Annotated in this window: 13 protein-coding genes; 7 read left to right on the top strand and 6 right to left on the bottom strand. The window is 60.9% G+C overall.

Going from position 1 to position 12,737, the window contains the following annotated elements:
• The first annotated feature begins 56 nt into the window (after positions 1–56).
• The gene (locus M0D69_RS24525) at positions 57–1,109 is read left to right on the top strand and encodes an NADP(H)-dependent aldo-keto reductase (protein ID WP_301784508.1); all 1,053 of its coding nucleotides are present in this window, start codon (positions 57–59) and stop codon (positions 1,107–1,109) included.
• 18 nt (positions 1,110–1,127) lie between these two features.
• On the opposite strand, the gene M0D69_RS24530 is transcribed toward M0D69_RS24525, so the two are convergent.
• Positions 1,128–1,334: a hypothetical protein gene (locus tag M0D69_RS24530; protein WP_301784462.1), complete on the bottom strand. Its 207-nt coding sequence runs from the start codon at positions 1,332–1,334 to the stop codon at positions 1,128–1,130.
• 85 nt (positions 1,335–1,419) lie between these two features.
• On the opposite strand from M0D69_RS24530, the gene tkt reads away from it, so the two are divergent.
• A complete protein-coding gene (gene tkt, locus M0D69_RS24535; protein ID WP_301784463.1) occupies positions 1,420–3,516 on the top strand; it encodes a transketolase in 2,097 nt (698 codons plus the stop codon).
• A 5-nt stretch (positions 3,517–3,521) separates the two neighbouring features.
• Positions 3,522–4,508 (top strand): phosphogluconate dehydrogenase (NAD(+)-dependent, decarboxylating), encoded by a 987-nt coding sequence (gnd, locus tag M0D69_RS24540; protein ID WP_301784464.1) that lies wholly within the window; start codon positions 3,522–3,524, stop codon positions 4,506–4,508.
• Positions 4,509–4,598: 90 nt separating this feature from the next.
• On the opposite strand, the gene M0D69_RS24545 is transcribed toward gnd, so the two are convergent.
• Entirely contained in the window at positions 4,599–5,399 is an 801-nt protein-coding gene (locus M0D69_RS24545; RefSeq protein WP_367619757.1) for an ABC transporter permease, read from the bottom strand.
• 60 nt (positions 5,400–5,459) lie between these two features.
• Complete coding sequence (nodI, locus tag M0D69_RS24550; protein ID WP_301784510.1) at positions 5,460–6,386, bottom strand: nodulation factor ABC transporter ATP-binding protein NodI; 927 nt, start codon at positions 6,384–6,386, stop codon at positions 5,460–5,462.
• Between the two features lie 442 nt (positions 6,387–6,828).
• Here nodI and M0D69_RS24555 point away from each other — a divergent pair, with 442 nt between their 5' ends.
• Complete coding sequence (locus tag M0D69_RS24555; RefSeq protein ID WP_047896843.1) at positions 6,829–7,335, top strand: universal stress protein; 507 nt, start codon at positions 6,829–6,831, stop codon at positions 7,333–7,335.
• 95 nt (positions 7,336–7,430) lie between these two features.
• Here M0D69_RS24555 and M0D69_RS24560 read toward each other — a convergent pair whose 3' ends face one another.
• From M0D69_RS24560 to lexA, 3 genes are all read right to left on the bottom strand, one after another.
• Complete coding sequence (locus tag M0D69_RS24560; protein ID WP_301784465.1) at positions 7,431–8,045, bottom strand: DUF2939 domain-containing protein; 615 nt, start codon at positions 8,043–8,045, stop codon at positions 7,431–7,433.
• A 131-nt stretch (positions 8,046–8,176) separates the two neighbouring features.
• Positions 8,177–8,563, bottom strand: a complete 387-nt coding sequence (locus tag M0D69_RS24565; RefSeq protein ID WP_301784466.1) for a hypothetical protein — start codon at positions 8,561–8,563, stop codon at positions 8,177–8,179.
• 186 nt (positions 8,564–8,749) lie between these two features.
• Entirely contained in the window at positions 8,750–9,406 is a 657-nt protein-coding gene (lexA, locus tag M0D69_RS24570) for a transcriptional repressor LexA (RefSeq protein ID WP_301784467.1), read from the bottom strand.
• Between the two features lie 293 nt (positions 9,407–9,699).
• Between lexA and M0D69_RS24575 the strand changes: the two genes are divergently transcribed.
• The 3 genes from M0D69_RS24575 (at position 9,700) to cysW (ending at position 12,733) form a co-directional block, all read left to right on the top strand.
• Positions 9,700–10,737 (top strand): sulfate ABC transporter substrate-binding protein, encoded by a 1,038-nt coding sequence (locus tag M0D69_RS24575; RefSeq protein ID WP_301784468.1) that lies wholly within the window; start codon positions 9,700–9,702, stop codon positions 10,735–10,737.
• Positions 10,738–10,904: 167 nt separating this feature from the next.
• Complete coding sequence (gene cysT / locus M0D69_RS24580) at positions 10,905–11,801, top strand: sulfate ABC transporter permease subunit CysT (RefSeq protein ID WP_277041765.1); 897 nt, start codon at positions 10,905–10,907, stop codon at positions 11,799–11,801.
• A complete protein-coding gene (cysW, locus tag M0D69_RS24585) occupies positions 11,798–12,733 on the top strand; it encodes a sulfate ABC transporter permease subunit CysW (RefSeq protein ID WP_301784469.1) in 936 nt (311 codons plus the stop codon). Before cysT ends, cysW begins: the two co-directional genes overlap by 4 nt.
• The last annotated feature ends 4 nt before the right edge of the window (positions 12,734–12,737 follow it).

A 12,737-nucleotide genomic window follows, 5' to 3' on the forward strand; every position in this document is an offset into this window, starting at 1 on the left:
CTTCGGCATTCGGCTAGCGCCTTTAAAACCTGAACACGAACATGGGGAAGCACGCGATGGAGTACCGGAAACTCGGTGGAACGGATATCAATGTCAGCCTGATCGGACTGGGCACGATGACCTGGGGCGAGCAGAACACGGAAGCCGAGGCGCACGCGCAGATCGATGCCGCGCTCGACGCCGGCGTCAACCTGATCGACGCCGCCGAGATGTACCCGGTGCCGCCGCGCCCCGAGACGCAAGGGCGCACGGAGGAGTACATCGGCACGTGGCTGGCAGCGCACCGGAGCGCGCGCGAGAAAATCGTGCTCGCGACCAAGATCGCGGGACCCGCGCGCCAGCCGCACAATCCGCGGCATATTCGTGGCGCGGGCAATCAGTTCGACCGGAAGAACCTGACCGAAGCCATCGATACCAGCCTTGCACGGCTGCAGACGGATTACGTCGATTTGTATCAGCTGCACTGGCCGGACCGCAGCACAATGACGTTCGGTCGCGCGAACTATCCGTGGGTCGAGGACGAATACACGGTGCCTATCGAAGAGACGCTGAGCGTGCTCGGCGATCTCGTGAAGGCGGGCAAGATCCGCTACGTCGGGGTATCGAATGAGACGCCCTGGGGTGTCGCACAATTCCTGAATGCCGCCGATAAACTCGGCCTGCCGCGGATCGTGAGCATTCAGAATCCGTACAGCCTGGTGAATCGGACGTTCGAAACCGGGCTCTCGGAATTCACGCACAAGGAAGGCATCGGCTTGCTGGCGTATTCGCCGTTGGCGTTCGGCTGGCTGTCCGGCAAGTACGAAGGCGGTGCGCGTCCCGACGGCGCGCGTATCACGCTGTTCGAACGATTTGCACGCTATAGCAAGCCGCATGCGATCAAGGCCATCAGCGGCTACGTTGAACTCGCCAAGCGTCACGGCCTGAGCCCGTCGCAACTCGCACTCGCGTTTGTGAACAGCCGGCCGTTCACGACCAGCACGCTGATTGGCGCAACGTCGCTCGCGCAATTGCATGAGAACATCGGCAGCGTGGACGTGAAATTGTCGGACGAGATCCTGGCTGAAATCGATGCGCTTCAGGAAGCGCAGCCGAATCCAGCGCCCTGATAAAACCACCGGAAAATGTCATACGCACCCGTTATGGTGGTCGACACCCGGTGATCGAAAGGCAGCACGATTTTTTACCCATTGCGTTCGTTTTTGCATAGTTTCAAGCGTAAAGTTGTTGTCGCGTCCGATGTCGTAATCGTCTGTCATAAGCCGCGCCGCTCCTTTGGCGGCGCGCGCTTCGTTGTTCGCTTCATTGTTCTTTGGTGACGCGCCTGTTTTCATGGCACTACACTTGCTCGAAGGTCCGGTTGCCCGCTGTGGCGCCTCTCGTGCCTCAGCGCGCTCTACGCAAAAGGAGTCGTCGCTCATGCCGCAATCCCCCTCGAAGTCCTCTTCCGATCTCGACACCCTAGCCATCAACACCATTCGCACGCTGTCCATGGACGCGGTGCAAAAAGCCAATTCCGGTCACCCGGGTACCCCGATGGCACTCGCACCGGTCGGCTTCCATCTGTGGCAAAACCACCTGCGTTACGACCCGACCGAGCCGCTGTGGCCGAATCGCGACCGCTTCGTGCTGTCGGTCGGTCATGCGTCGATGCTGCTGTATTCGCTGCTGCATCTGACCGGGGTGAAGGCGGTCGATCATGCTGGTCAGCCGACCGATGGCCCGGCCGTGTCGCTGGACGACATCAAGCATTTCCGGCAGCTCGACAGCAAGACGCCGGGCCACCCGGAATACCGGATGACAACGGGCGTCGAAACCACGACGGGTCCGCTTGGGCAAGGGCTTGGAAATAGCGTCGGCATGGCGATGGCCGCGCGCTGGTACGAGTCGCATTTCAATCAGCCGGATGCGCAGATTTTCGACTATCGCGTGTATGCGCTGTGCGGCGACGGCGACATGATGGAAGGCATCTCGCACGAAGCGGCGTCGACGGCGGGGCATCTGAAGTTGTCGAACCTGATCTGGATCTACGACAGCAATCGCGTGACGATCGAAGGGCACACGGACCTGGCGTATAGCGACGACGTGGAAACGCGTTTCAAGGGCTACAACTGGAACACGATGCACGTGGACGACGCCAACGACGGCGCCGCGCTCGAAGCCGCGCTGAACAAGGCGAAGGCAACGACCGACAAACCCACGCTGATCGTGGTGAAAAGCATTATCGGCTGGGGTGCGCCGCATAAACAGGACACCTCGGCGGCGCATGGCGAACCGCTGGGCGTCGATGAAATCAAGCTCGCGAAGAAGTTCTACGGCTGGCCGGAGGATTCCAGTTTCCTGGTGCCGGACGGCGTGTATGAGCACTTCAATGAAGGCATCGGCGCGCGTGGCAAAGCGGCGCGCGAAGCTTGGCAAAAGAGTTTTGACGTCTACGCGAAGAAGTATCCCGAATTGGCGAAGGAGTTTGCGCAGATCGAGGCGCATGAGTTGCCGGACGGCTGGGACGCGGACATCCCGACCTTCGACGCCGATGCAAAGGGCATGGCGTCGCGGGAATCGTCGGGGAAGGTGCTTAACGCCATCGCGAAGCGCTTCCCGTGGATGATCGGCGGCTCGGCGGATTTGTCGCCATCGACTAAAACCGATATGAAGTTCGAAGGCGCGGGCAGTTTCGAGCACGACAACTACGCCGGCCGCAACTTGCACTTCGGTATTCGCGAGCATGTCATGGGCGCAATCTGCAACGGCATCGCGTTGTCGAACCTGCGCCCCTACGGCTCCACGTTCCTGATTTTCAGCGACTACATGAAGCCGCCTATCCGGCTCTCCGCGATCATGGAAGTGCCGGTGATCTACGTGTTCACGCACGATTCCATCGGCGTGGGCGAAGACGGTCCGACACATCAGCCGATCGAACAGTTAGCTTCGTTGCGTGGCGTGCCGGGACTCAGCAGCTACCGTCCGGGCGATGCAAACGAAGTCGCTGAATCGTGGCGTGCTGCACTGTCCGAGCCGCAACGGCCGGCTTGCATCATCGTCTCGCGCCAGCCGCTGCCGACTTTCGACCGCTCGAAATATGCATCGGCGAAGGGCGTTCACAAGGGCGCATATGTTCTCGCCGACGCCGAAAACGGCAAGAAGCCACAAGTCATCCTGATGGCGACGGGCAGCGAAGTGTCGGTTTGCGTCGATACCTACGAAAAGCTCAAGAGCGAGGGGATCGCGGCGCGGGTCGTCTCCATGCCGTCATGGGATCTGTTCGAAAGGCAGGATGAAGCCTACAAGGATTCCGTGTTTCCGCCGGACGTGGATGCGCGCGTGTGCGTGGAGCAGGCCGGCACGCTCGGCTGGGATCGTTATGTGGGCCGTCTCGGTTCGCAAGTCGTGATGCATACGTTCGGGGCGTCGGCGCCGCTCTCCGACTTGAAGAAGAAATTCGGCTTCACGCCGGAACACGTCTACGACGAAGCTAAAAAGCAGATCGAACGCGTCAAAACCAGTCATAAGGAGTAGCCATCATGCAGATCGGAATCGTGGGACTAGGCCGTATGGGGGCGAACATTGCACGCCGGTTGATGCGCGGCGGGCAGACGTGCGTGGTGTACGACCATGCGCCCGAAGCGACGCAGGCGGTCGTGGCCGATGGCGCGACCGGCGCAAGCGATCTGGGCGATCTGGTGCAAAAGCTGGCTGCACCGCGCTCGGTCTGGCTGATGCTGCCGGCGGGCAAGATCACCGAAGACACGCTGAACGATCTCTATGAGATCCTGGAAGCGGGCGACACGGTTATCGATGGCGGCAACAGTTTTTACAAGGACGACATCGTCCACGCGGCGAAGCTGAAAGAGAAGGGTATCCATTTCGTCGATGTAGGCACGTCGGGCGGCGTCTGGGGACTCGAACGCGGTTATTGCATGATGATCGGCGGGGAGAAGGACGTGGTGCAGCGGCACGATCCGATTTTGTCCGTGCTGGCTCCCGGACGCGGCGATATCCCCGCCACGCCGAATCGCGAAGGCCGCGATCCGCGTGTGGAAAACGGCTACATGTACGTGGGGCCAGTGGGATCGGGGCACTTTGTGAAGATGGTGCATAACGGCATCGAGTACGGCTTGATGCAGGCGTATGCGGAAGGGTTCGACATCCTGAAGCACAAGTCGTCGACGGAGTTGCCTGAGGCGCAGCGCTACGATCTGGATATCGCAGATATTGCGGAGGTTTGGCGGCGCGGCAGTGTGGTGTCGTCGTGGCTGCTGGATCTGACAGCGGGTGCGCTGGCCGGTAACAGCACGCTCGACAAGTATTCCTCCGAAGTGGCCGATAGCGGCGAAGGGCGCTGGACGATCGAGGCGGCGATTGAGGAAGCGGTGCCGGTGCAGGTTTTATCGGCGGCGCTTTATTCGCGGTTCCGGTCGCGTGAAGATAATTCGTTCGCAGACCGGATGTTATCGGCGATGCGATTCGGGTTCGGCGGACATAAGGAATTCACGCCTGGGCTGAAGTGAACGGAGTACAGCAAACAAAAGCCGTTCCAACGTAAGTTGGAACGGCTTTTTATTAAGCGCTTTAGGTGGCATCGAGCCTCAGCCATCCGCTTAACGCATCATCCGTCGACGAAACAGCATCGCGCAGATAAAGAACGGCACGATGGCATACGCCGCCAGCACCGCCACATGCAGCACCAGGTGCTCTGCCGGCCGGTCGAGCATCGCGGGCCGGATCAGTTCGACCGCGTGCGACAACGGCAACAGCAGCGAGACGTGCTGCGCTATTGCAGGTAACTGCGTAAGCGGGAAAAACACGCCCGAGAGCAGCAGCATGGGCGTGAGCGCGAGCGTCTGATAGAACATGAAGAAGTCGTAGCTGGGCGCCACCGCGGTCACGATCATCGCCGTGCTGGAAAACGCCAGACCGGTCAGGACGATCACGGGCAATGCATAAAGCATCGATGGAAAACTTGCATAGCCGAGAACGCCGGCCACCAGCATGATCGCCACGCCCGACAGCACCGACTTGCTCGCGGCCCAAACAATTTCCGCGAGCACGATGTCGCCCAGGGTGAGCGGCGTATGCATGATCGCCTCCCACGTGCGTTGCACATGCATGCGCGAGAAGCCGGAGTACATGGCCTCGAAACTCGCCGACATCATCACGCTCGACGCTACCGTACCCGCCGCGAGAAACGCGATGTACGAAACACCGTCCACGCGGCCGACCATCAGGCCGAGCCCGAGACCCAGGCCGAACAGGTAGATCATCGGATCGGCGAGATTGCCGAACATCGAGGCGATCGCGAGCTTTTTCCAGACGAGATAATTGCGCCGCCAGACCGACATCCAGTTCGTCGCGTTCGCGGGCATCGCGGCCACGAACGGCTCGTGCTCCGGCTTTTGCACAGAGCGCGGAGCGCGCGGTGGCGATTCCACGGTGTTCACATTCGGTTCGCTCGACATGGATCAGTCCACCATCTCGCGCCCGGTCAGGCGCAAAAACACATCTTCAAGATTCGCCGGCCGATGCAGATAACGCACGCCTGACCGCCCCTTTACCCGCTGATGCACGGGCGCGGGGTCATCGACATAACAAAACAGCGTCTCGCCGCTGATCTCCATCCGGCCGACGAACGGCAACAGCTCCTCGCGAAGGGCTTGCGGATCGGGACCGTAGATCTCGATCACGTCGCAGCCGATCACCCGCTGGATCAGGTCGTCCGGTTTTCCCTCGGCCACCTTGCGGCCTTCCTCGATCACGCACAGCCGGTCGCAAAGCCGTTCGGCTTCCTCCATGAAGTGCGTGGTAAGCAGGATCGTCTTGCCGCGCGCGAGCAACGAGCGTAGCCGCTCCCAGATCAGATGCCGCGCTTGCGGATCGAGCCCGGTGGTCGGTTCGTCCATGATCAGCACGTCGGGATCGTTCACGAGTGCGCGCGCGAGCGTCAGCCGCCGTTTCATCCCGCCGGATAACTCGCCGACCCGCGCATTCGCCTTGCTTTCCAGCCGCGCGAATTCCAGCAGCGACGGCACCACGGCTTCTATCTCGCTGCCGCTCATGCCGAAATAACGGCCGAACACGAGCAGGTTTTCGCGCACGGTGAAGTCGGGATCGAGGTTGTCGAACTGCGGCACGACACCCACGCGGCGCCGGGCATAACGGGCGCGAGAAGGAATCGGTTCATCGACCAGACGGATCGTGCCCGCATCCGGCGCGGTGAGGCCGAGCAGCATCTTGAGCGTGGTCGTCTTGCCCGCGCCATTGGGGCCAAGCAGGCCGAAACACTCGCCGGGCTGGACGTGGAACGACAGGCCGTTGACGACCGTCTTGCCACCGTAATGTTTTTCGACGTCGATAAATTCGATCGCCGGGTTTGCCGGCGCGCCTGTCATGCGGGTCGCGTGGCTGAGTAACACTGCTGCATCTGACATGCGCAAACACTCGGGCGTTGGGTCGGAAGTTGGGTCTGAAAACAAGCTAACTAGTTTAATCGATTGCACCAACGAGGCGCGTCCCGTCGCGCGACCTGCACTGCGGGTGCGCATGCCGGTGATTTTGTGGTCTCACGGCGCGTTAGTTGTGCCGGGTCTGGTGGCTGGAAAGCCCGTCCATCAAGGGATTCACGCTCCTGGCACGGTGTCCGCTTGGCGTTTCGCCAACGTTGGGTCCGCATTAGCGTTTTCCATCGTTGTCACCGTTTCAGCGACGCACCATGATGAAGGCAACGCGGCCCGGGTTTTGTCGCCCGCCCGGCCCACGGGGCAGAATCTGCAAGACTTTGACGACCGTTTTTTCGATGCCCTTTGCTGCCCTTGTGCAGCGCGGAGAACCACCATGGCGAGCTACCGAAAAATCCTGTTGTGTTACGACGGTTCCCGTGAAGGGCGCAAGGCGTTGCGCGACGGCGCGAATCTGGCGCTCGACCTGAAAGCCGAAACGCACGTGCTGGCTGTTGTCGATATGCGCTCCAGCATTGCCCAAAGCGCAGGCCTTCTCACCGATATGGCATGTGGCCGTTTCGAGGACGCCGCCCGGGACATTCTGCGTGAAGGCGTGGAATGGCTGACCGAGCGGGGCGTAAAGGCGGAGGGTCACTTTGCGTTCGGCCATCCTATCGATGAAATTGCCGGGCTCGCCCAGAGCTTGCAGGTCGATCTGGTAGTGGTGGGGCATCGGTGCCGCACGGGTCTCGCACGCTGGTGGATGGGCGCGGGTAACACGCCGCTGATGGATCGCGTGTCATGCAGCATTTTGGTAGCGGTGTCGCCGACGGGCACATCGGCCGAGCAGGAAGATGCAGCGCACGCGGCGATGCCCGCGAAAGCCGAGGCGAATGTCTGATGCGTCCGGGCGCGGCGCGTTGCTTAGCCGGATTCGCCAATGGATTGCAACGGGGTGGATAGTCCTGTTGCCGCGAGCCCAAGTTGATTACTCGCTCAGCCGTTCAACTCCACCGCGACGAGCTTCCACGAGAACAGCCCGTAGCGCCGGAGAATCGCTGAATAGCGGGCGTCGCCGGCGCCATGCTGGTAGTTCACCGCGAAAGTATCGAAACTCCGATACCCCGCCGTGGTTTGCGGCGGGGGCTTCGGTGCGGATGGTGCAGCAGCAGGCGCGGGTTGCGTCGCTGGCGCAGCTTCCGGAGCCCCGCCAGCAGCGCTGTTCGCCTTGGACGGAACCGGCGGTTTCTCGCCCGGATCGCCTCGCGGCGGTATGCCGTTGAGGAGCGCCGCCACGCCGTCGGGCGTCGCGTACGAATCCACGAGCGGGCCGATCAACGCCGCACCAATCATGGCGCCGATCATCGCGAGCGGATTGCCGCTCTTCTGTATATCGATTTTCCGCGTGAGCAACTGCCCAACCTGGTCTTTCAGACTTTCACGCAGCGACGGAAAGTCGACGTACTGATTCACGGTTTGCGCGTCACGGGCGTCGGCGGCGCGCTTCAACCGGTCGAGCGCGATATACGGCGACGCATAGATCAAACCGAGTGCCGCTACGACAACCACGATGATCAGCGTGAATACAACGGACTTGCTGGTGCGGGACATACGCTAGGGCGCCTCGTGGCTGATGAGATGGATGCGGCTCGAATGCGAGAGTAGAGACAGCTCAACTCTCCAGATGGACCGCAATGGCGCCGAAATTATCCCTGCAAAACAAAACTCATCGATACTGAAAATCAGGCGAGTAGCCCGTCTTCAACGCCCGCATGTTCTTCGTCGATACACCGGTCGATCATGCGCGATACGGCGTTGATATTGCCGACCATGATGACCCGCGACTCCCCGCGATAAACCCGCACCGGCGCACGTTGCTCGGCCTGCGTATGCACCGACGCGCTCAGCGATACCCGGGCGAACGCCGGCTGCCGAGAGGGCAGGACCGGAACTTCGTCGAAGAGATCGCGGGTATCGGCCGGCTTTTGCGTCTTGCAAGAGATCAGCGCACGCAGATGCCGCAACCGGCCGAATTCACGAAATTGCCGAAACGACAGGGGCGAGCGTGCAGCCGGTGCGAAAGATGCCGTTAAAAACGAGGCAGAAAACAGGCGGGCGAATCGTTCCATGATGTTTCTCCGTTGACAATAGGACGCGCGCCAGTTCATCGCGGCTGCGATGTCCGTCACGCTTTATAAGACCGGAATTCAACTGCAGCGCGGCTGGAAGCGGGAACGCCCGCCACCGCACTGCATATCGGAAGAATCAAAAAACAGAAATCAAAACAGAATCAGCAACCGAAAACCTTGCGGAAATCAAAGCTCGCCGGAACGAATCAACCCAACTGCGATGCCTTCCAGCGCAAAGTCGTCGCTGCCTGATGCGACGAAAATATTCTCGTAGTCAGGATTCTCAGCGATCAGTTCAACGCCATCCGGACGACGTTTCCAGCGTTTCACCGTGACGTCGTCGCCCAGCCGCGCCACGACGATCTGCCCGTCCTTCGCCTCGTTTTTCTTCTGCACGGCGAGCAAATCGCCGTCGAGGATGCCCGCGTCGCGCATGGAAAGACCACGCACCTTCAATAGATAGTCTGGTTTGCTGGAGAACAGTGCCGGATCGCAGGTGTAATGCTGCGAGATATGTTCCTGCGCGAGGATCGGGCTGCCAGCTGCCACGCGCCCGACCAGCGGCAAGGACAATTGCATGATGCTCGCATGCGGCAAAGTGAACTGATGGGGTCCATCATCAGGGCCGCCCTGGCTCAACAAGCGAATGCCACGCGATGAACCCGCGGCCAGTTCGATCACCCCTTTACGCGCCAGCGCCCGAAGATGCTCTTCGGCCGAATTGGCGGAGCTGAAACCGAGTTCCGCCGCGATCTCGGCGCGCGTGGGCGGAAACCCCGTGCGTTCGATAGCGCGCTGGATCAGTTCGAAAACCTCTTGCTGCCGCGCAGTCAGTTTGCTCATTTTGGTCACGTGCTTTTGCCCCTTATATGGCAGGTCGTCCACTGTATGGATGAACAGATGCCTGTAGTTTTATACAGTATTCGGCGCTTTTCAAGCTTTACTTTAAGTTCGACGTCGTCGGAACCACACAGAAGGGGAAAACATGGTGCTCCAACGCCTGTTTGATGGCCGCAACGCCGCTTCCAGCGGTCATTAGCACTTTTTCATCTAAAAGAATGAATAACAATTATTTTTAATAATGAAAGCCCGTCGATAGACTCGGTTCCTCAAACACATAAGACGGAGAACGGGGAATGCGGAGTCGGAATTCGGGGTGGGGCGCACGCGCAAGAAAGCTATTCGCGATGGCCGTGATCGGGGCGGCATCGGGCGTGGGTTTAATCACGCAGGCACACGCCGACACAGCGTTCCTCAACGTGTCATACGACCCGACGCGCGAGTTGTATCAAGAATTCAATCAGGCGTTCGGCAAGAAATGGAAGGCTGAAACTGGCGAAACCGTCACGTTCAAACAGTCGCACGGCGGCTCGGGCGGTCAGGCACGCTCGGTCCTGGATGGTTTGCAGGCCGATGTGGTGACCTTGGCGCTGGCCTACGACATCGATGCGCTGGCAGCCAAGGGGCTGGTAGCCCAGGACTGGCAGAAGCGCTTGTCGGACAACGCGTCGCCGTACACATCGACGATCGTGTTCTTGGTGCGAAAAGGTAACCCGAAGCAGATCAAGGACTGGCCGGACCTGCTCAAGCCGGGCGTGTCCATCGTGACGCCGAATCCGAAGACATCGGGCGGGGCGCGCTGGAATTACCTCGCAGCATGGGCGTATGCGGAACATCTGCCCGGCGGCAATGCGACGACCGCCAAGGATTTCGTGACCAGGCTCTATAAGAATGCCGGCGTGCTGGATTCCGGCGCGCGGGGCGCTACGACGAGTTTCGTGCAGCGTGGTCAGGGCGACGTGCTGATCGCTTGGGAAAACGAGGCGTTTTTGTCGCTGAAGGAATTCGGATCGGACAAATTCGAGATCGTGGTGCCGTCGGTGAGCATCCTGGCTGAGCCGCCGGTTGCAGTCGTCGACAGGGTGGTCGATCGCCATGGCACCCGCAAGCTGGCCGAGGCGTATCTCAAGTATTTGTACAGCGAGGAAGGTCAGGAAATCGCGGCGCGCAACTTCTATCGGCCGCGTTCGACGGCAGTGCCCGCCGCGCTGACGAAGCAGTTCCCGAAGATCAAGCTCTACACCATCGACGATTCATTCGGTGGCTGGACCAAGGCGCAAAAGACGCATTTCGCCGATGGCGGTGTGTTCGATTCGATCTATCAGCCGCAGTAAGCACGGTGGCATGAAAGACAGCATCGCCGGCGCCGAAGCGCTCGCGGTGCTGTAGTCGTAAAGAAGCTTGAAATTACACTACGGCCGCGTCAGACGGCCAGAAACCAACCCGAAGTTTGACCCCGAAGCGCCGTCCCCGCGGCGCCACGGAACTGGATGATTCACGCATGACGACTTTCACTTTCCGCAAGCCCAGCGCACTGCCGGGCTTCGGCCTGACGCTCGGCATCACGGTGGCGTATTTGAGCCTCGTGGTGCTGATCCCGCTCGCCGCGACGTTCGCCAAGACAGCCACGCTCGACTGGGCGACGTTCGTGCGCGCGGTCACGGCGCCGCGCGTGCTGGCGTCGTATCGGCTGACGTTTACTGCTGCGCTCGGCGGCGCGCTGATCAATGCGGTGTTCGGCTTCCTGGTGGCGTGGGTGCTGGTGCGCTACACGTTCCCGTTCAAGCGCGTGGTGGATGCGGTCGTCGATCTGCCATTTGCTTTACCGACTTCCGTTGCCGGCATCGCGCTCGCGGCGGTGTATGCGCCGAACGGCTGGATCGGCCAGTTTCTCGCACCGCTCGGGCTCAAGGTGGCGTTCACTCCGTTGGGCGTGCTCGTGGCGCTGACGTTCATCGGCTTGCCGTTTGTCGTGCGCACCGTGCAGCCCGTGCTGGAAGATTTCGAGCGCGAGCAGGAAGAAGCGGCCGCGTGCCTTGGCGCCACGCGCTGGCTGACGTTTCGCCGCGTCGTGTTGCCGTCGTTGTTTCCCGCGCTTTTGACGGGTTTTGCGCTCGCGTTCGCGCGTGCGCTGGGCGAATACGGGTCGGTGATTTTCATCGCGGGCAATGTGCCGATGAAGTCGGAAATCACCTCGCTGCTGATCATCACGAAGCTTGAGCAATATGACTACGCCGGGGCGACCGCAATCGCCGTGGTGATGCTGTGCGTGTCGTTCCTGATGCTGCTGCTGATCAATACGCTGCAATGGTTCCTGCAGCGGCGCACCAGCCGCAGCGGGGCAGGGCCCGCGCCCGCTTCGGCCGGTGCGCTGCATATCGATGGGGCGAAAGCATGAGCACGGTTAACCCTAAAGCAGTGGGTGTCGCGGCTTCGCGCCCGATCGAACATAAGCTCGATCCGGTCACCGAGTCGCGCGCCGTGCGCTGGATTCTGACCGCCATCGCACTGATTTTTCTCGCGCTATTTCTCGTGGTGCCGCTGGCTGCCGTGTTTGCACAGGCTTTCGCGAAGGGCGTGGCGTATTACTTCGATTCGCTCAAGGATCCCGACGCGTGGTCCGCCATCAAGCTCACGCTGATCACCGCAGCCATCGCGGTGCCGCTGAACGTGGTGTTCGGGCTGACGGCGTCGTGGTGTATCGCCAAGTTTGAATTTCGCGGCAAGGCCTTTCTGACCACACTGATCGACTTGCCGTTCTCGGTCTCGCCGGTCGTCTCGGGCCTGATCTACGTGCTGATGTTTGGCGCCCAAGGCTGGTTCGGACCGTGGCTCATCGACCACGACGTACAGATCATCTTCGCCGTGCCCGGCATCGTGCTCGCGACGATCTTCGTCACGTTCCCGTTCGTTGCCCGCGAATTGATTCCGCTGATGCAGGCGCAAGGCAACGACGAGGAAGAAGCGGCGCACGTGCTCGGCGCGTCCGGCTGGCAGATCTTTCGCCGCGTGACGCTGCCGAACGTGAAGTGGGGTTTGCTTTACGGCGTGATTCTCTGCAACGCGCGCGCTATGGGCGAGTTTGGCGCGGTATCGGTGGTATCGGGCCATATTCGCGGACAGACCGACACCATGCCGCTGCACGTCGAAATTCTCTACAACGAATACAACTTCTCGGCCGCGTTCGCCGTGGCCTCACTGCTGGCGCTGCTCGCGCTCGTCACGCTGGGCCTCAAGCTGCTCGCCGAAAACCGCATGGCGCAATCGATAGAAGCCGCGCAAGCCCGGCCCGCCGATGTGCCCGCTGCGTCAGTGTCAATCCAGAACTAGAAGG

The organism is Caballeronia sp. SEWSISQ10-4 2 (genome assembly GCF_030464885.1).
GTDB lineage: Bacteria > Pseudomonadota > Gammaproteobacteria > Burkholderiales > Burkholderiaceae > Caballeronia.